General features: G+C 46.5%; 26 protein-coding genes. 5 read left to right on the top strand and 21 right to left on the bottom strand.

Annotated features, from left to right (window positions below; all coding sequences use genetic code 11):
• Positions 1–181: 181 nt before the first annotated feature.
• Positions 182–2,068, bottom strand: coding sequence for an asparagine synthase (glutamine-hydrolyzing) (gene asnB / locus E4665_RS12780; RefSeq protein WP_135349185.1), 1,887 nt, complete (start codon positions 2,066–2,068; stop codon positions 182–184).
• A gap of 175 nt (positions 2,069–2,243) precedes the next feature.
• On the bottom strand, positions 2,244–2,465 hold the full coding sequence (locus tag E4665_RS12775; protein ID WP_135349184.1) for a helix-turn-helix domain-containing protein: 222 nt from the start codon (positions 2,463–2,465) through the stop codon (positions 2,244–2,246).
• Positions 2,466–2,662: 197 nt separating this feature from the next.
• Here E4665_RS12775 and E4665_RS12770 point away from each other — a divergent pair, with 197 nt between their 5' ends.
• Positions 2,663–3,031, top strand: a complete 369-nt coding sequence (locus E4665_RS12770; protein ID WP_241654850.1) for a helix-turn-helix domain-containing protein — start codon at positions 2,663–2,665, stop codon at positions 3,029–3,031.
• A gap of 339 nt (positions 3,032–3,370) precedes the next feature.
• The gene (locus E4665_RS12765) at positions 3,371–4,528 is read left to right on the top strand and encodes an RNA-guided endonuclease TnpB family protein (protein WP_135349182.1); all 1,158 of its coding nucleotides are present in this window, start codon (positions 3,371–3,373) and stop codon (positions 4,526–4,528) included.
• Positions 4,529–4,677: 149 nt separating this feature from the next.
• Here the strand turns inward: E4665_RS12765 and E4665_RS12760 are convergent, their stop codons facing one another.
• Complete coding sequence (locus tag E4665_RS12760) at positions 4,678–5,895, bottom strand: NAD(P)/FAD-dependent oxidoreductase (protein ID WP_135349181.1); 1,218 nt, start codon at positions 5,893–5,895, stop codon at positions 4,678–4,680.
• A 353-nt stretch (positions 5,896–6,248) separates the two neighbouring features.
• Positions 6,249–6,923 (bottom strand): type II toxin-antitoxin system HicB family antitoxin, encoded by a 675-nt coding sequence (locus E4665_RS12755; RefSeq protein ID WP_135349180.1) that lies wholly within the window; start codon positions 6,921–6,923, stop codon positions 6,249–6,251.
• A 190-nt stretch (positions 6,924–7,113) separates the two neighbouring features.
• Between E4665_RS12755 and E4665_RS12750 the strand changes: the two genes are divergently transcribed.
• Positions 7,114–7,503 (top strand): tautomerase family protein, encoded by a 390-nt coding sequence (locus tag E4665_RS12750; protein WP_135349179.1) that lies wholly within the window; start codon positions 7,114–7,116, stop codon positions 7,501–7,503.
• 197 nt (positions 7,504–7,700) lie between these two features.
• Here the strand turns inward: E4665_RS12750 and E4665_RS12745 are convergent, their stop codons facing one another.
• The 4 genes from E4665_RS12745 to E4665_RS12730 form a co-directional block, all read right to left on the bottom strand.
• Positions 7,701–8,066, bottom strand: coding sequence for a HesB/IscA family protein (locus tag E4665_RS12745; protein ID WP_135349178.1), 366 nt, complete (start codon positions 8,064–8,066; stop codon positions 7,701–7,703).
• 62 nt (positions 8,067–8,128) lie between these two features.
• Positions 8,129–9,013 carry a diaminopimelate epimerase gene (gene dapF / locus E4665_RS12740; protein ID WP_135349177.1) on the bottom strand — a complete coding sequence of 295 codons (885 nt, stop codon included), beginning with the start codon at positions 9,011–9,013 and terminating at the stop codon, positions 8,129–8,131.
• A gap of 22 nt (positions 9,014–9,035) precedes the next feature.
• On the bottom strand, positions 9,036–9,266 hold the full coding sequence (locus tag E4665_RS12735; protein ID WP_135349176.1) for a hypothetical protein: 231 nt from the start codon (positions 9,264–9,266) through the stop codon (positions 9,036–9,038).
• A gap of 94 nt (positions 9,267–9,360) precedes the next feature.
• Positions 9,361–9,687 (bottom strand): DUF1462 family protein, encoded by a 327-nt coding sequence (locus E4665_RS12730; RefSeq protein ID WP_135349175.1) that lies wholly within the window; start codon positions 9,685–9,687, stop codon positions 9,361–9,363.
• A 153-nt stretch (positions 9,688–9,840) separates the two neighbouring features.
• Between E4665_RS12730 and E4665_RS12725 the strand changes: the two genes are divergently transcribed.
• Positions 9,841–10,062: a NifU family protein gene (locus tag E4665_RS12725; protein ID WP_135349174.1), complete on the top strand. Its 222-nt coding sequence runs from the start codon at positions 9,841–9,843 to the stop codon at positions 10,060–10,062.
• 86 nt (positions 10,063–10,148) lie between these two features.
• On the opposite strand, the gene E4665_RS12720 is transcribed toward E4665_RS12725, so the two are convergent.
• The 4 genes from E4665_RS12720 to E4665_RS12705 all read right to left on the bottom strand — a co-directional run bounded on the left by E4665_RS12720 (position 10,149) and on the right by E4665_RS12705 (position 13,070).
• Positions 10,149–11,117 (bottom strand): protein kinase family protein, encoded by a 969-nt coding sequence (locus E4665_RS12720; protein ID WP_135349173.1) that lies wholly within the window; start codon positions 11,115–11,117, stop codon positions 10,149–10,151.
• Between the two features lie 271 nt (positions 11,118–11,388).
• Positions 11,389–12,156, bottom strand: a complete 768-nt coding sequence (locus E4665_RS12715; protein ID WP_135349172.1) for a TIGR01457 family HAD-type hydrolase — start codon at positions 12,154–12,156, stop codon at positions 11,389–11,391.
• Positions 12,157–12,187: 31 nt separating this feature from the next.
• Positions 12,188–12,637 (bottom strand): type VII toxin-antitoxin system HepT family RNase toxin, encoded by a 450-nt coding sequence (hepT, locus tag E4665_RS12710; protein ID WP_135349171.1) that lies wholly within the window; start codon positions 12,635–12,637, stop codon positions 12,188–12,190.
• Between the two features lie 142 nt (positions 12,638–12,779).
• On the bottom strand, positions 12,780–13,070 hold the full coding sequence (locus E4665_RS12705) for a YutD family protein (RefSeq protein WP_135349170.1): 291 nt from the start codon (positions 13,068–13,070) through the stop codon (positions 12,780–12,782).
• A gap of 224 nt (positions 13,071–13,294) precedes the next feature.
• Here E4665_RS12705 and E4665_RS12700 point away from each other — a divergent pair, with 224 nt between their 5' ends.
• Positions 13,295–14,278 (top strand): M23 family metallopeptidase, encoded by a 984-nt coding sequence (locus tag E4665_RS12700; protein ID WP_135349169.1) that lies wholly within the window; start codon positions 13,295–13,297, stop codon positions 14,276–14,278.
• Positions 14,279–14,478: 200 nt separating this feature from the next.
• Here the strand turns inward: E4665_RS12700 and yunB are convergent, their stop codons facing one another.
• The 9 genes from yunB to E4665_RS12655 all read right to left on the bottom strand — a co-directional run bounded on the left by yunB (position 14,479) and on the right by E4665_RS12655 (position 24,022).
• Positions 14,479–15,297, bottom strand: coding sequence for a sporulation protein YunB (gene yunB / locus E4665_RS12695; RefSeq protein WP_135349168.1), 819 nt, complete (start codon positions 15,295–15,297; stop codon positions 14,479–14,481).
• A gap of 84 nt (positions 15,298–15,381) precedes the next feature.
• Positions 15,382–15,681 carry a YunC family protein gene (locus E4665_RS12690; RefSeq protein ID WP_135349167.1) on the bottom strand — a complete coding sequence of 100 codons (300 nt, stop codon included), beginning with the start codon at positions 15,679–15,681 and terminating at the stop codon, positions 15,382–15,384.
• A 62-nt stretch (positions 15,682–15,743) separates the two neighbouring features.
• A complete protein-coding gene (locus E4665_RS12685; protein ID WP_135349166.1) occupies positions 15,744–17,129 on the bottom strand; it encodes a bifunctional metallophosphatase/5'-nucleotidase in 1,386 nt (461 codons plus the stop codon).
• 390 nt (positions 17,130–17,519) lie between these two features.
• On the bottom strand, positions 17,520–18,923 hold the full coding sequence (sufB, locus tag E4665_RS12680) for a Fe-S cluster assembly protein SufB (RefSeq protein ID WP_135349165.1): 1,404 nt from the start codon (positions 18,921–18,923) through the stop codon (positions 17,520–17,522).
• Positions 18,924–19,030: 107 nt separating this feature from the next.
• Complete coding sequence (gene sufU, locus E4665_RS12675; protein WP_135349164.1) at positions 19,031–19,489, bottom strand: Fe-S cluster assembly sulfur transfer protein SufU; 459 nt, start codon at positions 19,487–19,489, stop codon at positions 19,031–19,033.
• Positions 19,479–20,702, bottom strand: a complete 1,224-nt coding sequence (locus E4665_RS12670) for a cysteine desulfurase (RefSeq protein WP_135349163.1) — start codon at positions 20,700–20,702, stop codon at positions 19,479–19,481. The genes sufU and E4665_RS12670 overlap by 11 nt, the downstream gene beginning before the upstream one ends.
• Positions 20,702–22,003 (bottom strand): Fe-S cluster assembly protein SufD, encoded by a 1,302-nt coding sequence (sufD, locus tag E4665_RS12665; protein ID WP_135349162.1) that lies wholly within the window; start codon positions 22,001–22,003, stop codon positions 20,702–20,704. The genes E4665_RS12670 and sufD overlap by 1 nt, the downstream gene beginning before the upstream one ends.
• Positions 22,004–22,035: 32 nt before the next feature.
• The gene (gene sufC, locus E4665_RS12660; RefSeq protein WP_135349161.1) at positions 22,036–22,818 is read right to left on the bottom strand and encodes a Fe-S cluster assembly ATPase SufC; all 783 of its coding nucleotides are present in this window, start codon (positions 22,816–22,818) and stop codon (positions 22,036–22,038) included.
• Positions 22,819–23,200: 382 nt separating this feature from the next.
• A complete protein-coding gene (locus E4665_RS12655; RefSeq protein WP_135349160.1) occupies positions 23,201–24,022 on the bottom strand; it encodes a MetQ/NlpA family ABC transporter substrate-binding protein in 822 nt (273 codons plus the stop codon).
• Positions 24,023–24,072: the final 50 nt, after the last annotated feature.

Below are 24,072 nucleotides of genomic sequence, written 5' to 3'. Positions count from 1 at the left end.
AAGTTTGCCTCCGGCTTCCTTCAGATTCCACCTCACGATGGACACCCTTGCCCTTGGCTAACAGTTCCTACTGCCAAGCCTGTAGCGGACTTTCACCGCCAAGCTGTCGTCCATGCCGGGCGCACCATGAAAAAAAGATCCCCGGGTGGGGATCTTTTTGTTTCAACCGTTTGTTTTACCATCAAGCCTGATAGGCCGGCTGCGGATCAATAACGACTGATTTTTCAATATAAATCTGGTGCCACAGCATGAACATCAGAACCGCCCATATTTTCCGGCTGTTATCCATCAGCCCCTCACGGTGGTCATCAAGTAATTTAAGCGCATAGGATTTGTTAATGAACGGATCCGTTTCGCTGTCATTGATTATTTTCCTTGCCCAGTCATACATTTCATCCTTGAGCCAGATACGGATTGGCACCGGGAAACCCAGTTTTTTCCGGAAAAGAATCGAGTCAGGTACGATGCCACGCATGGCTTCACGGAACGCATATTTCGTTGTGCCTTCCCCTGTCTTCAGTGAGGCAGGAAGCGTCCTGGCCACTTCAAAAACTTCCTTATCCAGGAACGGGACTCGCAGTTCCAGAGAATGAGCCATTGTCATACGATCCGCTACCACGAGTATATCCCCGCGCAGCCAGGTTTCAATATCCACAAGCTGCATCTGATCCAGCTTATTATTCTCTGACGCCTGTCTGTAGATCGGATTCGTGATATCTGTAAACGGTGTCTGCTCGGAGAAAGTTTTCAGTACATATTTCTTCTCTTTCTCATTGAATATAAACGCATTGCCGACATAACGCTCGGACAACGGCGTTGTTCCGCGCAGCAAGAAGCTCCGCCCTTTCATGCCAGCCGGCATTCTGGTTGCCAGCGCATGGAGCAGGTTTTTCCCCGGTTTTGGAACTGAATCAAACCATTTCAGTGAGATCGGTTCGCGGTAGATATTATAGCCGCCGAACAGTTCATCAGAGCCTTCTCCGGAAAGCACGACTTTCACATGTTTTCGTGCCTCGCGGGCAACAAAATAATTGGGAATGGCCGCAGGATCGGCAACCGGGTTGTCCATATGCCAGACGATTTTCGGCAACTCCTCCATACACATCTCAGGCGAGATTTCAAGCGCGTGATTTTCAACCCCGAGTTTTTCAGCCGAATCTCTGGCAATGTCGATCTCGTTGTAGCCTTTGCTCGCAAAGCCGACAGTAAATGTCTTGATATTCTCATTGAAGCGTTTGGCGAGTGCAACAATGCTGGTCGAATCGATGCCGCTCGAAAGGAACGCGCCTACCGGAACATCGCTTCTCATATGCATTTTTACAGAATCGATCAGCACATTCTGAATCTTTTTCTTCGCTTCGTCCAGAGTCTGGTTCACTGGCGCAAAAGCAGGTTCCCAATATGCTTTATTTTGCAGAGGCTCTCCGTTTTTCTTAAGCAAATAGTGCCCCGGCTCCAGACTTTTGATTGTATCCGCCAGAGTCAGGGGCTCAGGAACAAACTGGAAAGTAAGATAATATTGAAGAGCCTTCTCCGCCACCGGGTGCCTGTCCTCACCGATCAGAAGGCTTTTCTCTTCAGACGCAAAGAATATGCCGTCTTCCTGCTCCATATAGTAAAAAGGCTTAATCCCGAAATGGTCACGGGCGGCAAACAGAGTTCTTTCCTGTTTGTCCCAGATAATGAAGGCATACATACCGCGGAAATAATTCACGCAATCCTCCCCGCGGTCCGCGTACAGGGCAACGATGACCTCGGTGTCTGAGGTTGTATTGAACGTGTACCCCTTTTTAATCAGCTCATTCCTGAGTTCCACATAATTATAAACTTCACCGTTAAAGATGATATAATAACGCTCGTTCTCATATGGAAGCGGCTGATGTCCGCCCGCCAGATCGATAATACTCAGTCTGCGGAAGGCGAGCTGTACCTGATCATCGGTATAGTAACCGGCATCATCGGGACCGCGATGATTAATAATACCCGCGCGTGCGGTCATCTCATTCTGTTCGTTATTTCCAGGTTCGAGCTCAATATTATTTGAAATATAACCGCAAAATCCGCACATTATAAACGTCCCCTTTCAGTACCTGCCTGCATTCCCAGCAAATGATGGCACTCATTAATCCATGTAGGCCATGTCAATAACTAAGTTTATCATTCACCGGAATAAATTCAAAGTACTGAAAACGTATTCGGACAATCTTAATGAAAAATTTATTAGGTTTACTTGGAACAGCCCTTTAATTTTGCTCCTTGCCTTCATCATCGACAAAAAATTCCTGGATTGGTACATTTAGAATCGAAGCCGCTTTGGCAAGAGTTTCCGCGGTAATTTTACTGCGGCCGTTTTCCATATAATAGTACCCGTTCGGGCTTCTGTACCCCAGCATCGAAGACATTTTTTCCAAAGACATCTGTTTTTTTCTTATTTCTTTCAGCTTATTCAGGTCGACTGTCAGCATAAATAAATGGCTCCCTTTAGTTACCTTTTCGGTAATTTTTTTTAAATCATACCATAAATAGCTATTGTTTTCATCTTTTTATTTCCCATTTGGCAAATCTAGAGGCTATGAAAAAGGATCGTGATAAACTTTTTCTTATTCAGGAATCAATCATTGCTCCTGAGTTACCAAAGGACCAGACGGGAGGATCATCCTTCGTGGGAAATATTCTCGGTCTCAGAATTCGTTTTCTCCGCGATGAAAAAAATTTGTCGCAGGTGGAAATGGCTGATCAACTCAATATTTCAAATGTCCAGCTTAACCGGTACGAATCTGGCGCGCGTAAACCTGATCCTGAGATGCTTGTCCAGATTGCAGATTATCTGAATGTCTCGGTCGATTTTCTTCTTGGCCGGGTTCCTGCTGTTCAGGAATCACCCTCTTCTTACTTTAGTAAAGACGAGGCGCAGCTTATGGACAGGATCAGGCATCTGCCGGATATGTACCCCTTTATACAGGATCTGGCCACCCATCCGGAAAAGGCCGGAAAACTGATGAAAATTTGGACGATTATCCGGAATGATTAATTTTTCTCTCTTCTTATCTTCCCATTTTTGATCCAATTCATGAAGGTTTTTTCATCCGCCTTATTCTTAATCAGGATAAGGTGCCCATTTACAAACCTCACTTCGCCACATTTTTTCCATTTTAACAAAAATTAAATACTAAAAAAAGGATCCGAAGCAGGATTTTATCTGCTTTTCGGATCCTCTTTTATTAAAGGTTGCCAGCGGAGAAAACTCATCAATTTTAATGACGAGATGAATCCGCGTCTTGGACAACCCCGTACATACAAGAGACAACCTCTCAATCCGTGTTGAAATGAGAACAAGTGTGCTATAATTATCTCAGAAGGAGGTGATCCCATGGTCACGAAGGGCTTAAAATTGAGAGTCTATCCCAACGAACAGCAACGCCAGCAATTGGTTCAAAACTTTGGCTGCACCCGCTTTGTCTGGAATCAGATGCTGGCGATGCTCAATGAGCGGCAAGAAAATAATCCCAGGGCTTCTTTTTTGAATGCTTACGCTCTGAATCACTTGCTTCCCTTGCTGAAAAAGGAACACCCCTTTCTTAAAGAAGCGGAGAGCACCAGCCTGCAGGTTACCAATCAACACTTAATGGAAGCCTTTCACGCGTTCTTTAGAAAAGAAAAAGGATATCCCAAGTTCAAAGCCAAACACGCCTTCAAGCAGAGCTATACCTCCAAGTGCGTGAATGGCAACATCCAGCCCGTCGGCCATCATGGGATTCGCCTGCCGAAACTGGGGATCCTTCGCTTTAAAGCCGGCCAACGGCTCACTGAAACAATCAAACAAGTCACCCTGAGCCGCACGCCGACAGGGAAATACTTTGCCGTCTTAACCGTGGAAGGCGAAAACCAAGCCTTTCCAAAAACCGGCAAAACCGTCGGCTATGATTTAGGCTTAAAAGACCTGCTCGTGGGTTCGGATGTTCAAAGACAGGGCACCTGCCGTCATGACAAGCTCTTGGTGCATAAACTCCGCCTGTGGCAGCGAACATTAGCCCGGCGGCAACGGCTAGCAAAAAAAGCTATTGCCTGGGACCACCACCAAAAGGTGCCCGTACCCCGCACCCTGGTGGATTTTAAAAACGTAGCCAAAGCCCGCCTTCAAGTCGCTCTAATTCATGAAAAAATAGCGAACCAGCGGATGGACAAGCTCCATAAATTGACGACCCAACTCGTGAAGACGTATGACCGGATCGCCCTGGAGAACTTGAAAACCAAAAATCTGCTTCGGAATCATACTCTCGCCCGGGCGATCGCCAACCAGGCGTGGGGTGAGCTCCGGCGGCAGCTCATCTATAAGAGTGCGTGGTACGGCAAAGAGCTCGTGCTTGTGAATCCGTACAAAACGTCGCAGATCTGTTCCACGTGCGGGCATGACGATGGAAAGAAAGCTCTGGCGATCCGGGAATGGACGTGCCCGCAATGCGGCACACACCACGACCGGGACGTCAACGCAGCGATCAATATCAAGCAGCTCGCTTTTGGTCGTTAAGCAGTGAGCCTGCGGGTTCGGGACGAGCCTTGGTCAAAAAGCAGTGGCCTCTACTTCAGCATTTTCGAAGCAAGTGAGCTGTGTTCCCAGAAGCTCGGCTATTCATAGCCGAGTAGTTCACATTGTCTTCTTCTCAGACCTGCATCAGATTACAGAAGGTTTAGCTTTCCCTTCTTAAGTAGCAGCCCTACACCGCCGAGTTCAAGCAAATAACGGTCATCAATGACTTTCTTCATTGCTGCAGCGGATTTGCCCTTGAGTTTTTTATCAAAGACGACGCCAATAGCCTGCTTCTCTCCCAGAGAAGCAACCGTACCTCTTTGCTTATATACAAATGGCTCTGTTTCTTCGCCTTTGATCAAATGTTTAATGTTTTTGGCAGCCAGCTCGCCTTCCTGAACAGCGATCTGGGCTGTCGGAGGATATGGACGTTCCCCTTCCTTCGGGAAGAACACAGCAACATCGCCAACAGCGAAGACGTGATCGTCGTCCGGCGCGCGCAGATCTTTGTTGACCTGAATCTTACCCCGGTTTGTTTCAAATCCAGAATCCGCCGGGATGTGGCTGGCTTTAACGCCGCCGGTCCATACGACGGTGCCTGCCTTGATTTCTTCCATTTCCTCAGCGTCTTTCTTCTGAACCAGCACACCCTCTGGAGTAGCCTCTTTGATAAATGTGCCGAGTTTAAATTCAACGCCCTTGCCTTCAAGATATTTTTGGGCATATTCAGCCAGATCACGTTCAAAAGGAGGCAATACCAGCGGAAGCCCTTCAACATCGACAATTTTTACCTTATCAGGATTAATATCATATTCTTTGCACAAAACCGGAATACGATCAACGAGTTCCCCAAGGAATTCGACACCGCTTAACCCTGCACCGCCGACAACAATCGTCAGATCACTGTCTTTAGCATCGGGATCGTTGTTGAAACTGGCAAATTTATATTCGATATGTTCACGAATCCGGCGCGCCGTATTGACGCTCCGAATGGCAAACGCATTTTCTTCAAGCCCTTTAATACCAAAGGTATTTGATTCAAAGCCAAGACCAATGACGAGATAATCATAATCGAGCTCGCCGTTTTTCAGGATTACTTTTTTATTTTCTTTATCGATCGACTTTACGGAATCCTGAACAAAATTGACCCGTTTTGTATTAATCACATTTTTGATCAGCATCCGTGTCCGGTCATGATGAATTGTTCCGGCGGCGGCTTCATGCAGCCATGTTGTCTGATAATGGTAATTGTGCTTATTTACAAGCGTAATATCCGCGTCTTCCGCTTCCAGTTCCTTTGTCAGTCTAACTGTTGTGATCATTCCGCCATATCCCGCGCCAATGATTAGAATTTTGGGCTTGCCCATGTTCACAGCCACCTTTACCTTATTGTTATTGTGGTCACTCATTATTTAAAATAAAAAGTGCAGACAGAAGCGTTCGCTTCCATTATTAATAATATGTCTTTTTTGTTAACAATTCAAGGAGAACGAAGGTGGATAACAGTGATCTGGTGAATAAACGGATTAAATTCGAATTAAAGTGAGAAAAAATGACTAAATAAACGTTAATTATATATATAACTTCATTATTCGCCTTTTTTTACGTTAATATCGTCTTGACAGGAATTATTACTTTTAAACGCAGAAACGGGTATGGATTAAGGGATGCAATCATCCCTTAATCCATACCCGCGGTAAAACAAATGGCTCTCAGAACTTTAATGGAGTTTGCGTGAAATTCGATCAGCCAGCTTATCGAGTTTCTCCGAAAGCTGCGACATTTTTTCAGATGGATAGACATCTTTGATTTTTTCAGCCATTTCCTGAATGTCCTTTTTTGCCGCATTTATTTCCGCTATGATCGGATTGGACGGATCCTCGTCGTCCACCATATTCACGTGAACACGGATCCTCGACAAATCCTTGATGCTCTTTTTGACCTTATTCAGCTGTTTATTAAGTGTTTCCTGCACTGAAAACGAGCCATCTTTCTCATCGATATTCAACTCATCTTTTAACGCGTCTTGCAGGATTCTGGAATAATTTAATCCTGCCGACTTTGCCGCGTCATCCAGCCACTTGGGGATGGTCAGGGTTTTCTTGACCGCCTGATTCTCCATCTTCTTGCGAAATGGGGGCATCCAGGCTTCAATAACTGTCACAAATTGATTTTCTTCTTTATGAATCGCAGTGACATCAGACGGTTCGGGAATTTCCACTCCGTCCTCTTCCAATGTGTAAAGATGCTGAGCCATTGCTTCCTTTGCCGTGATAAAGCCTTCTTCAACAGTTGGCGCCGATGTCACGCAGCCCGGCAGATCCGGAAATATAACCGACACGCCCTCTTCTTGTTTCGTGAATACAGCAGGATAAACATATTGGTCTTTGCTCATTGTGATCACCTCAAATTTATTATAACACGTATTTTGTACGTGTAAAATACTTATTTAAACACGTATCCTAATTATAAATGGTTGACCGGGGCACGAATCTATGACTTTCATGTAAATTGATTCATTCGCGATGAGAAAATGATTCAATTATTGTAATATGGAATGTAAGATATGAGAGAGGAGAAATTATATGCCACTGATCCGATTTGATGTAATTGAAGGACGAAACGATGAAGAATTAAAGAAATTATTGGATACCGCCCATCGTGCAATGGTCAAGGCATTTGGTGTTCCTGAACTCGACCGTTATCAGGTTGTGACACAACACGCAGCCAATGAATTGGTGATTTATGACACGGGTCTCGGCTATAAAAGGACGAAAAACTTTGTGCTGATCACCATTCGCAGTACACCTCGCGATCAGGAGAAGAAAGTGAACTTCTATCGAATACTGTCCGAGCTACTTGAGAAAGAATGTGGCATTGATCCACAAGACATAATGGTTAATGTTGTAACCTGTTCTTATGAAGACTGGAGTTTCGGTTTAGGAGAAGCACAATTCTTAACTGGAGCATTGTAAATGCTTTTTTAGAATCAATTAAGAAAGGCATCATGCCAATTATGGAATGATGCCCTTCTTAATTTTTTTAACGACTAATATGCTCTCTGAGCTTATTTGGATCTTTAGACGGTACAAGAGTCATCGTAAAACTTGTGATACCCGCTAAAGACTAAATCCCCGTAACAACGATCATTTACAAACTAATGATTATCTTTTTAGCAGTCGCACTGTTTCGCAGGCTGTCCTTCGTTTTCCGCTGTTTTGAACGAGTGGCCGCAGCCGCAGGTGGAAATGGCATTCGGGTTGTCAATGGTGAACCCGCCGCCCTGCAGATTCTGCTTGAAATCAATCGTGACGCCGTCCAAGAGAGGCGCACTGTTCTTGTCAACGACAACCTTAAGGCCGTGATCTTCAAACGTCTGATCGCCTTCAATGATTTTATCATCAAAACCCATGCCATACGTCAGTCCGGAACATCCTCCCCCGCCAACACCAACACGCAGGAACAAGTTTTCTCCGGGTTCTTCATTTATCATTTCTTTGACACGAAAATTAGCCGCTTCAGTCAAGATAATATTCATCCTGTTCATCTCCTTTACATTTTAAGTTTATTATATCGTGATGTGACTTTAATCACAATTAATTACTTGCCGCCTGCTCCTTCTGCATAAACGATTCCTTCGCAAATCGTCTCTGCACCGCCGGTCATCAACACATGATTGGTTGTTACCTGCCACTCGATTGACAGGTCACCGCCTGCAAGATGAACGGTCACAGGGCAATCCTTTTTGATCCTCGATTCAAGAATCGCTGCAACGACTGAGGCACAAGCACCGGTGCCACAGGCCTGAGTGATGCCGGAACCACGTTCCCAAACGCGATAGTCTGCTTCGTGATCCGAAAGCGGGTGAATAAAGCCAACGTTGACACCATTCGGAAAAAGCGGGTAGGTATCTGCAAGTAGAGATCCAAGCTTATGGATCGGCGCCGTAGCCACATCGTCGACAAAGAAAAGTGCATGCGGATTTCCCATCGAGACCGCGGTGAACGTATAGGTCACTCCATCGATTTCCAGAGGCTCGCGGATCACCGTTTGATCCGGATTCCCGCCGGCAACCGGAATCCGTCCCCGCTCGAGAATCGGTTCGCCCATATCAACCGTGACACGATCCACGAGACCGTCATTCAGCCTCACTTCAGCATTTTTATTTCCCGACAGGGTTTCTATCGTGAACGAGCGGGAGTCCACCAGCTGGTGCTCATAAACATATTTGGCAACACAGCGCAGTCCGTTCCCACAATTTTTGGCCTCGGAACCATCTTTATTAAAAATTCTCATCCGCACATCAGCCTGATCCGACGGTAAAATTAAAATCAATCCATCGGATCCGATCCCCTTGTATGGATCTGAAACCTGGCGCGAAAGTTCGGCATAGGAAGGAATTTCAAGATCATTGGTTATTCCGTCCAGATAGATATAACAGTTGCCAAGCCCGTGCATTTTCGTAAAAGGATAAGCTTGCTTCATCATTTCTCACTTCCCGGTCATGTTATCTCAGGGCATCCGTTGCCCAAATATAATCGCTGTCCATGTTTTCAATGATAATACTTTCGTGACAGCATGGCATTACAATATGTGTTTTGATACCCTCGAACGCCGCGTCAACCGCTTTTTTTCTGATCGGGATCAGAACCGGTGACTCATGGCAGAACGGACATTCCTCAAAATAAATATCATTCGCAACGCGTTCATAAGGCCAGCTGTGGTGGAAATCAAGCATGGTTTTCCCTTCTTTCAGCAGAACCGCTTTTGATTTCTTATTGTAGCATGCCCACGCTCTTTAGTCATGAACGGAATCCTGATTTCTGCAAGGGTTACGGTTCCCCAGCCCCCGCTTCTTTTATTGCCAACCCGCTTTTTTTAAGATGGAGCAGTACTGGCTTTAGAGAAATAAAACCTTCTCCCAATACTTCTTCCTCTGAAACAAGAAGTGGGAAAAAATACGCATCGGATTTGATCTTATCGCAGAAATATCGGTCAGCTTCTGTTTCAGGCTGATCAATATCAATATAACGGACGGAGACCTGGTTTCCGAATTTGCGGAACAAAGCCGCCTCCAGCCATTCAGCCGTCGCTTTTGAAGGGGGCGCCTGAGCGCAGCTGGCGCATACAGCCTCAGCCCCGTAAATGGTTAACTCCAATGCATTCACCTCAGAAGTTGTTATCTCTATCCATTAATATAACATGCCGCTTGGAACGCGTCACTGGTCCGGACTGAGGCATCATAAGAATAGATTTTAATTCTGAAACAGGATATAATGGCACTTGTAAGCGATGAGAAAGGAGTGTGTCCGATGTACAATCAGGTTGAAGAAGTGCTTGAAAAGCTTCGTCCTTTTTTGTTGCGCGACGGCGGTGATGTTGAACTTCTGGATGTAGAAGATGGCATTGTCCGTGTCCGCCTTCTTGGCGCATGTGAAAATTGCCCGAGTTCAACACTTACATTAAAAGCGGGTATTGAACGCGCGTTACTCGAAAATGTTCCCGGAATAAAAGAACTGGAACAGGTCTTTTAATCCCGATTCAATATAATGGAGCAGCAGGAACTAAAAAGCAGCCGATACCGCCTGAGGATGAATCAGGCGGTTTTTTGTGTGCCTCGTCAGGCTTGCGGGGAAACAATCCACTCTGGCACTTTGATCTCCTGAAAACGGCGCGATAAATAATATAGTATGTGTTCATGATTCGCTGCCCGTTCCTCATTCAGACGCATCAATTCATTCAATAAGTGCCGGTCTTCCCGTCCTGTGCTAAAAAAATAGCGTTCGCAGCATTCAACATAGGAAAGCGGGAATAGCAGTTTGCCGAAAAGGTTGGCTGCAGCCTGACTGCTTAACGGAAACTGATTTTCATAATCGTCCAGAAACGCATCCGCTGCGGCATCTATTCCATGAGCCTCTCCATTCCATGCCAGAAGCCGCAGCCACTCGGACAGATCGCGGGACCGGTCATCAGCAACCCATAATGCGGGATTCTCAGGAATCAGAGAATCCGCGCCGGAAAAACGGTAGTGGTTGAGCACGATCGGTTCTGGATTCGGATAGTCTATTGAGACGTCCACAAGGTATTGAATGGCATTCTCCGCACAGCCGGAAAAGTAAAGGAAATTACTGATAAAGCCTTTTTCAAAAGCGGTCCGTTCTTTTTTATTCTGTAACTCTTTATACTTCGCCTCAAGCGCGTCAATACGGCCGGACAGAACGTTCGCACGGCTGTAAAAAGGGGATTCGGGGAAATAGCGGATATCCGCCCCCTGCGATCTGCGATGAAATCCCGCAAGCATGGTTCCGATCGGGACAGCCGGCGCATTTCTTTCTTCCGGAAAAGCCATTAATATGGAGGGTATGCCGTTCACTTCAAGAGTGTATTGGCCTGTTTTCGTTTGAATCATCCGGTAAAAAGGCAGGTTTGTATTTTGGCTTAGAAAGTCTGCAACCTGCGCGAGCACCTCAAAATTCCGATGGTAAAAATGATCAACGGGCTGGAAGAACAGCTTGAGCGACCCTGTTTCCGTCACATCCAGAATATAATTATGATCGACCAGCGCCTGAAAATTCGTTTCATTTGGCATAATGAACCGCCCCCGTGCCGCTTATTTTGGCTTTGTTAAAATTGTCTGTTGTTTTTCGCTCCAATCGACGGAGGGGCAAAATCAACATTGAATTTAAACATAGCCTTTATTTTAAATCTATGCGACACAAAACAAATACCGTCCCTTTTTTAAAGGAACGGTACAGAGATGGAAGTACTTTTAATTTTAGGCTATGTTAAACCTGTCTATTGTTTTTCACTCCAATCAACGGAGGGGCAAAATCAACATTAAATTTAAACTTAGCCTGATTTTAAAACTGCCACTCGCTCAGTGAGTGCAGGGCATAAGTCGGCTGCACCGGTTTGGTCTTCAGCGCCTGTTCTGAAGTTACCCCTGTCAGAACGATCAGTGAATCCAGACCAGAACGGATTCCAGCCAGAATATCCGTATCGTAATTATCCCCGATCATCAGCGTCCGTTCCTTTGTCGTGCCCAGTTTCGCCAGTGCCTGTTCGATAATAATTGGCTCCGGCTTTCCGATAAAGATCGGTGCCACTCCCGTAGATACACTGATCACTGAAGTCAGTGAACCATTTCCCGGTACCAGGCCGTGCTCATTCGGAAGCGCGACATCCGGATTGGTCGAAACAAATTTTGCACCGTTTCGTACAGCGAGGCACGCCTTCGCATATTTATCATACGTAATCTGCCGATCCATGCCAAAGGCGACATAATCCGGATGATCCTCTTCATATGTCAGATTTTCAAATTCCATGGCCTGCCGCAGGCCCTCTTCACCAATATAATAGACGGAGGCATCCTGTTTCTCAGCCTTTATGTAACTCGCGGTCGCCATGCTTGTCGTCAGTACATCGTTCGCTGTGCATGGAATGCCGAAACCGCTGAGCTGCTTTGCTACCGTTTCCTTGGTACGTGTCGAGTTATTCGTAACAAACAAATAACGCAGCCCTTTTTCTTTCAGTGTCTTAACAAATTCTACGGCTTCGGGAATGCTCTCCTTTCCGCGATAAACTGTTCCATCCAAATCGAGCAAAAAAGCATCGTAAGACTTAACCATTCATAAACCTCCAACTCATTTTCTAAGGTGTTTATTCTTTCCTATGATCCGGCGTGAATGCCGACACGGGACCCAGTTCCTGCTCCAGATAGCCCGTGATGCGTTCCGGAAAACGTTTAAGAGCGCCAGCATTTTTTTCAACAATACGAATCAGTTGACGGTGGTCAACCGCGGTGTAATCTTGAACAAGCATTTTACGCAGGCCGACCACCTCCCTGACCGAGGCGGCTTCCTCAGTGGGGAGTACCGATTCATCCTGGAGAATATCGATAACATCCTCATAACCGCCCGGATCGCGCATAATAAATCCGTCGATCATCTGATTGCCCACATCAATGATGGATTCGATCAGGTTCTGCGCGATACGTTCCAGCGCAAGTTCTTTGACCGGTTCTTCCCAACTTTCATCTGTAAAAATACCGAGAAGCCTGTTGAAATACTCGAGTATTCTCTGAATGTTTCCGCGGTCCACAAAATACATGCCTGTCCCCTCTTTTTATCAATTCCTGTTCATGAAATTCATCAATCTGTTTTTTTGGTACACACTATCGACTAACAGGCAGCGTCAGATGACAAACTATTTCAGAAAAACAGGAATGGATCTGGAGTTTTCTTGATACTTCCTATTTCGCCGACCCCTTTTTCAGCACAAAATAGGCGCACCCGAAGCCGCAATATTCAACCAGGTAATCGACCAGTGTGCTGATTTTTGTGTCATAAGTCGACTTTTGATTGTTATCTTCATAAAAGCCCCGGAGGCGGAGCTGATCGTAGCCCCAGTCTCCGACGATATAGTCAAACTTATCCAGGATGTCGCTGTATCTTTTTATAAAGGCTTCTTCATTCCAGCCGTTTCGCACTTCCTCAATAAGTTCGTATCGGTGATGATCGATGGAAACCGTAGTTTCAACCAATGGTACTTCCCCCTCTTTCTGATTTTCCGGACTACCCGCGCCCGAAAACAGCGGATCGGGATTGTCCTTTTGTCCTGATCATGTGTCAGACACCTGCGGGATTCTATATTTATCAATATTATAACAGATCCGGCAGAAATTCGAAAAACAGCCTGTTTGGCACGCAACATTCGTAGTCCAGAGAACAAGCAGTTTTCGACCACTGTGCAGAAGGGAAATCATCCATGAAAAAATTATGTTACGTATTCGTCGGAAGTTTTTTTCTTACTTTTATCATTTCAGCAAACCTTGTCTGTGCAAATGTAAGGGATCCGGATGATCCGTCAAAATACCGCAAGGCTCTGTATTTGAAAACCGCCGCACTGACCGGTGTCCCATGGGCTGTCATCGCCGGGTGCGACCAGTACGCGCGCAATATCGCAGGGGCTTCGGATGAAAAAACTCTGATCAGCCTGAAGGATACAGACAGAGACTGGGTCGGCATTTTTAATCGGAACCTTAAAGACAGGGACCCGGTCACCATCGCTTTTTTCGGTGGATCGGGAAAAGACGGGAATGGAGACGGCAGGGCAGATCCTGGGGATCCGGAAGACCGGATTCTCTCGTTCGCCGATCAAATAGCGGCGTACGGACCAGGGGAGCAGAATTACAGAATCGCCATATGGAATTATTTTCACAGGGGCAAAGCTGTTGAGCTGATTGAAGACTTTGCCCGTGTTTTTGAAAAATACAACAGAGTCAGCCTTACAGGGCATGATTTCCCGCTGCCTCTGGGAGCGAACTACGACTATGAACCGACATGGGGTGCACGCCGCGGTTGGGGCGGACTGCGGATTCATGAAGGAACCGACCTCTTTGCGGATTATGGAACACCCGTCCATGCGACAGCCTATGGTGTGATTGAAATGACGGGCTGGAACAAATTCGGCGGATGGCGCATCGGTCTACGCGACCTTCAGGGCAATTATCATTACTTTGCACACCTGAATGGCTACGCAAAAGGAATCCGCAAGGGAACTGTAACACAGCCCGGACAGACGATCGGTTATGTGGGCAGCACAGGATATGGGCCGCAGGGAACCATGGGAAAATTTCCTCCACATCTTCATTACGGGCTCTATCACGACAATGGAATAACCGAATATTCAATTGACCCCTATCCTTCCCTACGTTCGTGGGAAAGACAGGAAAAGCAAAGAAAGCGATGAAAATTTTTTTCAGTAAGAAAAACCGGGCAAAATCACCCAGTCCTAAAAACCCGTGATTCGCATTGTTTTGCCTTCTTCCGGCGACGCTTTGGTTGCTCGCTTGCCGTGGGCGATCCGCACCTCCGCGTCTGAGTCCGAATGTATATTCGGCAGATTGAGTTCATCGATCATTTTTACTTTCTTGTCTTTTCAGAAAGGCTTCAGTTACCTGAGCTTTTCGCTCCTCCGCCCGGAGGCTGAATGGGCAAAGCAGGTGTAACACCACCACCATTTGAGCTGTAATAGTACGGCACGCCCTGAGGCAGCACTTTTGAACCGATCGGAATGTGCTGCGTTATAGTCTTGGTCTGGATGGCAAATGGAACAATAATGTCAACTTTAACATTAACATCCAGATAAATCATAAAAATGATATTATTGATGCCTATATTTTTATAATCCCATCGAATGTCGGACTGAACATTGCTGACAACATCCATTCTGACGGGCACTCTCGGCCCGTAATTGCTGAGCAGCGCATTATTGAGGATCTGACCCAGCGGAATATCAGCAACAATTCCCTCACTTTTCCCTCTTCCCTGATATTCAAGATCCGGTCCGGGTCCGTTCGTCATCGAAATAGTTCCCTTCTCAGCCGACCTCAGAAACCAAAGGATCCGGTTTGAGATAATACCTTTAATCCGGCTGGCTTCCGCGGGATTCAGGTCATAATCGCTGACTTCATTCTGAGCATTGCGATGGGTAACAATTAGTTTGCCTGTATCGATTCCCGGCTGCTGATTCGGATCATTCGCTGTGGATATGTTGGACAGGACGTTCTCTCCGATCCCGTAATTAATCGCATAATTACCAAGCTGTTCAGCCTGCGTCACCGCAATTCCCATCACCGCAGGCTTCATTTGTTCATTGACCGTCCACATGCCTAAAGATGTAAAAAGGATAAAAAAGATAAGCGACAGGAGAAACACACGTCTCAGCGGCATAGTTCTTCGTCTGTATCGTCTGCTGGGCTTAAACATGACAAACCCCCTTCACATCATCTATATGCTGATGTAAGGGGGGATACAAGTCTTTTTCGCCGGATTTTGAAAGAGGAGGGCAGGTTACATCTTAAGAAGCGCCTCGCGGCCGGACATTCCTGCCAGAATGCCAAGGTTTCCCGCTTCAAGTGTCACTTCCGAGAGCGGTGCATTCAGCAATTCCTCAAGTGTCCGCACACCCACCGCTTTTCCGGCGACGATCTTCCTTTCGGACAGTTTGCTGTTCAGTAGGCCTACATCCAGTGCTCCGCACATGATATATCCTTTTTCATTTGAAATGGTCAACAGTGTCGTCTTTGGCAGTTTCACCGAGATTCCTTTAAAAAAGTGACCTCCGATCTCTATCGGTTCCATATGAATCAATGCTGCCGCCTCCTTTATCCCTTATCCTATGAAGAGAATGGCATAAGGTGACAAATGCCTCCTTAGAGCTTTACATCCAGTTTCTTAAGTCGCCAGACCAGCAGATCCCTAAGCGTTTCGGGAAGAAAGAACTGCTGCTTCGCCTTCACAACAGGCGGTAGAAAGGTTCCCAGCGTGAAAACATCAATGGTGCCCAGACTGTAGTGGCCATCCATTCGTATCGGAACGCCTTCAACGCGGACATCATTTGCTTCAGTTCTGCCCCCTTCCTGATGCGTGGCATAGGTCAAACGGCTGAAAACCAGTTTGCCGAGCACTTTCCCGCGAAAGCCAAACCCTTTGAGCTCATAGGTCTGGAATTCTTTTTTCAGGCCGATATTAATGATTTGGACAATTTCTTCGCCGGTCACCGTAACCTTGCACGGATTAATCGGATGGGGACAGATATGATGTACATCATATCGCGTGACAATGCCCGCCGGGAGTCCTTCGAGTATGACACCTGCGTTGACAAGTCCAATGTCCGCGCGGCACCATTTTCTTAGAGCATCCGCTGTGATCAGCGGCAGGGCCGTCTCTTTGTACCAGCTGACTTCAATCGGATAATCCAGATAAGCCACTCTATCCTGCATTTTTACAACAGCTTCCGCCGTCAGCTCCCGAACTTCACCCGCTGCCTCCTGATCGGGCTGATCTCTCAGCGTCACAAGATCCGCGCCCTTGTGGACCACTCTACGGGCCGCTTCATCATATTCCACGACAATATGGCCGATATATCGGCCATATTTTCCAGCTTGGGCAATCAATGTCTCGCCGATTGTCAGCCCCTGCTCCAGGACATGATGGGTATGCGCTCCGATAATCACGTCGATCCCGTCCACTTCTTCAGCAACATGCTTGTCGAATGGAAGGCCGACGTGCGACATCAACACAATCAGATCGGCCTTATTTTTAAGCTGTTCCACCAAGGGCTTCAGTTCTTCAAGAGGGTCGTGGATGTCCCATCCTAGCAGGCTATAGAATTTTGGAAAAGCTGCTGTCAGTCCGATCAGAGCGACCTTAACACCCTTCATATCGCAAATCGTATATGGTTTGCACCAGGAGGGACGTTCGCCATTCTCATCGTACAGGTTGGCGAGAATTACTCCAAATTTTCCTTTTTCATAAACGCTGTTCAATCTATCTTTTGTAAAGGTTATTCCCTCGTTATTTCCGATCGTTACGTAATCATAGCTGGCATCATTCAACAGCCGTATATTACCTTCGCCAAGCAAGCCTTCAGTCATCGGATTCACGCGATCCATATGGTCGCCCAGATCGAGTGTCAGATATGGATCCCCCTCATTTCCGAGACGCTTTCTTTCATGATTCAGATAACTGACAAGGCTTCCCCAGTGATCAAAGTGGCTGTGCACGTCATTCGTATGTAAAAAATGGAGTGAAATCAAACTTAACCCTCCTATTTCGTTCAAAAAGCAAAACGCTTTCGCATTTATTTAATATTGTACCGCTTACCAGGACTGTTCTGTCAAGAATGTGAAAAAAGACGAAAAGGTGCTCTCAATTAATAACTTGCTCAATCAACGATCTAAGCAGCCCAGTAAAAAGCTTTTTCTGAATTAGGAGCAACTTTTTGTAAGTTAGGAGCGGCTTTTAACCGATTAGGAGTGACTTTTTATAAGTTAGGAGCAACTTTTAATGAATTGGGAGCGACCTCCATGCATTTCGGAGCAACTCAAGGATCCGTCTTCTTTGCAAGTGAACTCTTTGAGCACGTAAAAAAGCTCTCAATCCGCTGAAACGGATCGAAAGCTTTTTATCATTTTTTTCAGGTTGGATCAGCCGATGGACCCTTCCATGTTGTACTTGATCAGTCGGTTCATCTCCACCGCATATTCCATCGGAAGTTCCTTGGTAAAGGGTTCAATGAAGCCCATGACGATCATTTCCGTTGCTTCCTGTTCAGTAAGTCCCCGGCTCATCAGGTAGAACAGCTGCTCTTCAGAAACCTTTGATACCTTAGCCTCATGTTCCAGTGAAATGTCCTTATTCAATACCTCGTTATAAGGAATCGTGTCAGAAGTCGATTTGTCATCCATAATCAGCGTGTCGCATTCAATATGTGATCGTGAATTGACCGCCTTCGGGCTGAAATGAACTTTCCCGCGATAGGTGACATTGCCGCCGTTCTTGGCAATCGACTTTGAAATGATCGTTGATGAAGTATTCGGAGCCAAATGCACCATTTTTGAACCGGTGTCCTGATTCTGACCTTTTCCGCCAATGGCAATTGTCAGGGTGTTGCCCCGCGCACCTTCGCCTTTGAGAATGACGGAAGGATATTTCATCGTGATGCAGGATCCAATGTTGCCGTCCACCCATTCCATCGTCGCATGATCTTCACAGATCGCACGCTGGGTAACCAGGTTATAAACATTGTTTGCCCAGTTCTGAATGGTTGTGTAGCGGCAGTATGCATCCTTGCGGACATAAATTTCCACGATGCCGCTGTGCAGCGAGCTGCTGGAGTAGACAGGCGCCGTACAGCCTTCCACATAGTGGACGGAGGCACCTTCATCAACAACGATCAATGTCCGCTCGAACTGGCCCATGCTCTCGGAGTTGATCCGGAAATAGGCCTGAAGCGGTGTTTTGCAAACAACACCCTTCGGCACGTAAACAAACGATCCGCCAGACCAGCAAGCCGCGTTAAGTGCGGAAAACTTATTGTCGGCATAAGAAATAACTTTACCGAAGTATTCACGGAACAATTTTTCATGCTTTTTAAGCGCGGTATCTGTGTCCAGGAAGATAATGCCCTCTTTTTCAAGGTCCTTCTTCATGCTGTGGTAAACCACTTCAGATTCATATTGTGCCGAAACCCCGGCCAGATACTTACGCTCCGCTTCAGGGATACCCAGTTTGTCAAATGTGTCCTTGATTTCGCCCGGAACTTCATCCCACGTGCGGCCCTGATTCTGTACCGGTTTGACATAATAAGTCAGATCATCAAACTTGAGCGCGCTCAGGTCCGCACCCCATTGAGGCATCGGTCTTTTGTAAAAATGGCGAAGACCCTTCAGACGGTATTCCAGCATCCATTCAGGCTCATCTTTTTTCTTCGAGATCTCACGGACGATATCCTCAGTCAGCCCACGCTTTGTTCGGAATACGGAAACATCTTTTTCCCTGAATCCGTACTTGTATTCATCAATTTCCGGCACCTGCTGCTGTGTGGCCATTTAGGAAACCTCCTTCAAAGTTTAGTCATTGAAAAATATATCGGCAGTCAGTCAATTTCATCATTTATGATTATGTTCATTTTAACATGATTCACAGAATTGTCGAATTATTGCTGCTCAGAGTGCTCTTTCACTGCTTCACGCAGCCCTTTTTCCATCGCTTTCCAAGGAAGCGTCGCGCATTTGATCCGCGCCGGATACTGTGAAACGCCTTGAAGCGCCTCGGCATCCCCAAGGTCGAGGTCATCGTTATGCTCCCGGCCCTGGACCATTTCCGAAAAATCGAAAGATAATTCATGAGCGTCCTTTATGCTTAACCCTTTGATGGCCTCAGTCATCATCGAAGCGGAGGACTGGCTGATGGCGCAGCCGCTGCCACTGTATTTGACATCAACAATTTTATCTCCGTCAAGCTTCAGCGAGATATGGATCTTGTCTCCGCAAGAAGGATTATTCATGCTGACCGTGATGCTGTCCGGATCGTCCAAATCGCCATGATTACGCGGGCGTTTATAATGATCCATGATCACCGAGCGATACAGCTGATCCAGGTGATTAAAAGACATGTCCGAAGAACTCCTTTGTCTCTTTGATTCCCTTCGCCAGTGTCTCAATTTCTTCCGGCGAATTATAGAAGTAAAAACTTGCACGCACCGTTGATTCGCACTTCAGCCAGCGCATCAGCGGCTGCGCGCAGTGGTGGCCCGCGCGGACGGCGATGCCTTCCGCGTCAAGCGAAGTGGACACATCATGGGGATGGATGCCATCAATGTTAAAGGCGACCATGCCGGCGCGTTTTTGCGGACCGTATACAGTAACACCCTCGATGCCAGAAATAATATCATATGCCAGATCAGTCAGCTCGATTTCCCGTTGCCGGATTTCTTCCATACCGACATTTTCCAGATAATCCACTGCCGCGCCCAGTCCGATCGCTCCGGCGATATGCGGTGTGCCCGCTTCTAGCTTCCATGGAAGCTCTGCCCAAGTCGCGCTCTGGAAACCAACCTCGTCAATCATTTCTCCGCCCGTTTGGACAGGTTCCATAGCTTCCAGAAATTTCTGTTTGCCATAGAGGACACCGATTCCCGTCGGCCCAAGCATTTTATGGCCTGAAAAAGCGAAGAAGTCGGCATCAAGCGCCTGTACATCAACGGGCATATGCGGCGTGCTCTGCGCCCCGTCGACAACCATAATGGCTCCTTTTTCATGGGCAATATCCGCAATCTGTCTGATCGGATTGACTGTCCCAAGCACATTGGAAACTTCCGTGCAAGACACAATTTTTGTCCGGTCAGTAATTGTTTTGCGGACATCTTCAAGAGTAAGGGTACCGTCAGGCTGCATTGGAAAATAATTCAGCACTGCGCCGGTCGCTTGGGCCACTTGCTGCCAGGGGATCAAATTGGCATGGTGTTCCATCGGAGTAATCACAATTTCGTCGCCCTCTGACAGATTAGCTCTTCCGTATCCATAGGCGATCGTATTCAGGGAATCGGTTGTGCCCCGAGTATAGATAATTTCCTTCGTACTTTTTGCATTGATAAATCGCCTGATTTTATCGCGCGCTTCTTCATATCGATCCGTCGCAATCGTGCCGAGTGTATGCACGCCGCGGTGGACATTTGAATTATATTTCTGGTAATATTCGACAAGCGTATCAATCACCGATTGAGGTTTTTGAGATGTCGCGGCGTTGTCCAGATAAACCAGAGGGTGTCCGTTCACTTCCTGGTTCAATATTGGAAAATCTTGTCGAATCGATTGAATGTCCAGCATTAGCCGACCTTCCTTTCAATCAGCTCAGCCAGTTGTTTCCGGACGCCTTCAATCGGGAGCAAGTCTACGACCGGTTCAAGGAATCCTTCAACAATCAGCTTTTCAGCAGTTTCTTTTTTAATGCCACGGCTCATCAGATAATAGAGCTGGTCCGGGTCGACACGACCGACCGACGCCGCATGTCCCGCGATGACGTCATACTCGTCAATCAGCAGGATTGGATTGGCATCGCCTCGCGCATCATCGCTCAACATCAGCACACGCTGTGCCTGTTCCCCGTCGGCTCCGGAAGCGCCATGCTCAATTTTTGTACGTGCATTAAAAATTGAGTTCGACGCATCCTTTTGAGCGCCACGGACGAGGAGGCGGCTAACCGACGCTTTCCCGACATGACGGATATAGTTGTCAAAGTTCTGCTTCTGTGATCCGCTCCCAACACTGACAGCCTTTGTATCCGCAGAAGATCCGTCACCTTCTAGATTCGTCGCATTTTCAGACAATGTGTTCCCGTCATTCATCTGGCCAAGCGCCCATTGCAGGCTGCCATCCCGGTCAACATTGCCCTGCCTGTTGACATAGGTCACAATTCCATCTGTAAAATTGTCAACGGCTCCATATTTGACACTGGCATTTTCCCCGACCGTCACTTCACTGATCAGATTTGCTGCGCCATCGCCCACTGAATCTCCGGACAAATAGCTTTCAACGTAAGTCACTGAGCTGTTTGGTTCGGCTGCGATAATGGTATGGGCAACGAGTCCGGAAGAAGGCGCATCCTGAAAATAAATCGCCTGAATCGGTGTATCGATCACCACGTTCTTTGGTACATAAAGAAATGAACCGCCGTTGATCAGTGCCGCATGAAGCGCCGATAATTTATGTTTATCAAGAGAAGCTGTCTTAAAGTAATACTTTTTTACCAGTTCACCATTTTCTCGAAGAGCGGTGGCAAGATCTGTGAAAATGACACCCTTCCGGCTGAGATCCGGTGAGAGGTTGCGGTATATCCTGTCACTGTTGTGATGAATCAGGACATTTTCAGCCTTCTCTCCGACTAGTTTCCCGATGGCTTCGGGAAACTTAGCAGGATCTGTAACCGGCTCCCCTGTCGTATCATAATTAAAATCAGTAAAATTCCAATCGTCAATTCTCGTCTTCTCCGGCTTTGGCAGCGGCAGTTCTTCCGCCAGCCCGAGCGCTTTCAGACGCATATCAGTAAACCATTCAGGTTCATTTCTTTTTTCAGAAAAATGAACCAGTTCTTCCGTATCAAACGGAAGGCTTTGCACTTGCGTCGCCATATTCTCCCTCCTGTTCCTGAGAAAACGATTAATCAGGCTTCAACCGGTTCGTCATCTTTGATGCCCAGTTCAGCCTTCATCCCGTCGTACCCTTCCTCTTCAAGGCGGAGAGCCAGTTCAGGTCCGCCGGTCTTGACAATGTGTCCGTTCATCATGACATGGACTTTATCCGGTTTAATGTAATTGAGAAGGCGCTGATAATGAGTGATAATCAGACATCCGAAATTTTCCGAGCGCATGGAATTAACACCCTTAGCTACCCATTTAAGGGCATCAATATCAAGTCCTGAGTCGATCTCATCAAGGATCGCGAACTTCGGCTCAAGCATCATCAACTGAAGGATCTCATTGCGTTTTTTTTCACCGCCTGAAAAGCCTTCATTAACATAGCGTTCGGCGAAAGCCTGATCCATTTCAAGCAGATCCATCTTTTTATCGAGGGTTTTAATGAATTTCATCAATGGTATCTCATTGCCCTCTCCCCGCCTGCCATTGATCGCCGTTCTCAAAAAATCGGCATTAGTGACACCGCTGACTTCGCTCGGGTACTGCATCGCCAGGAACATGCCGGCACGCGCCCGCTCGTCAACCGCCATATCCAGAAGATTTTCTCCATCCAGCGACACACTTCCCGCGGTGACTTCATACTTCGGATGGCCCATGATTGCCGATGCAACCGTCGATTTTCCGGTGCCATTGGGGCCCATTAGGGCGTGAATTTCGCCGCCTTTGATATCCAGATCAAAGCCCTTCACGATTGATTTGCCTTCTACGGAGACGTGAAGATCTTGTATTTTCAGTTCTGGTACTGTCATCTCATTACCTCCAATAATCTATCTGACAGGACATTCAAAGAGCTTATCTACTCTCCAGACATATCCTTCACGATTTTTTTCGCATTGAAATGCATTCTCAATCTATTCTCATTACAATCTTATATCAGATGTAAAAGGATATCAACTGAAGAAACCCACATAAACAATACAGAAAAGAAAAAAATCATGTATCGCTATTGTTTCTCATTATAACGCTGATTCAGGCAAAGTGGAAAAGGAAAAGAAGCATCTTTTGGTATTTTGAACAGCCATTCTGAAGGCGTTTCTTCTTATTATCTCTCTATATAAAAGCAAAAATCCGTTTCCTGCATTACTTTAGGAAACGGATTTTTTATAGGTAATGGGAATGCATATGCCGGATTTATTCGGAAACCGGCAGTACAGCCCCTTTATATTTCTTATTGATAAAATCCTGGATTGTCTTGGAGTGGAGCACATCGACAAGCTCCTTGATCGCCTTTTTGTTCTCATCACCCTTACGGACAGCAATGATGTTGGCATACGGTGACGATGCGCCTTCGAGAATCAGCGCATCCTTCCCAGGGTCCAGATTAGCCTGAAGGGCAAAATTGGTATTAATCGCAAAGAGATCCGCCGAATTATTCAGATAAGCCTTAGGAAGCAAAGCCGGGTCGATCGGCTGCAGGAATTTCAGATGTTTGAAGTTATCAATATCATTTAAAGTAGCGGAAACTCCGTCAACGCCCGGTTTGATTTTAACCAGCCCTTTTGACTGCAAAAGGAGCAGAATTCTTCCCTGTTCCGACTTGTTATTGCTGATCTGAACGGTTGCCCCATCTTTTATATCACTGACGTTTTTATACTTTTTCGAGTAGATCCCGAATGGCTCAATATGGATTTTTCCTGCGCTGACAAGATCTGTGTGGTGCTGCTTGTTATAAAGATCAAGAAACGGAATGTGCTGAAAATAGTTCGCGTCAAGCTGTTTGGAAGCCAGCGCCTGATTAGGCAGGACATAATCGTTGAATACTTTAACCTTCAAATTAATACCTTTTTTCTTTAACAGTGGTGCTGCTTCTTTCAGGATTTCAGCGTGCGGAACTGCCGAAGCGCCGACAACCAGTGTAGTCTGGCCATTGGCCGAATTCGCGCTCCCCTTGCCGCATGCTGCTAGAACCAGGATCAGAGACAGAACTAATGAAAAGATAAGGATTTTCTTCATGTGCATTTTCCCCCAATTGTTAATGTTTGACTTTAGGATTCCATCTGTAG

It is taken from the genome of Sporolactobacillus shoreae, from assembly GCF_004684935.1.
Classification (GTDB): Bacteria; Bacillota; Bacilli; order Bacillales; family Sporolactobacillaceae; genus Sporolactobacillus; species Sporolactobacillus shoreae.
The sequence above is the reverse complement of the archived record's forward strand: the minus strand, read 5'-3'. Positions and strand labels throughout refer to the sequence as shown.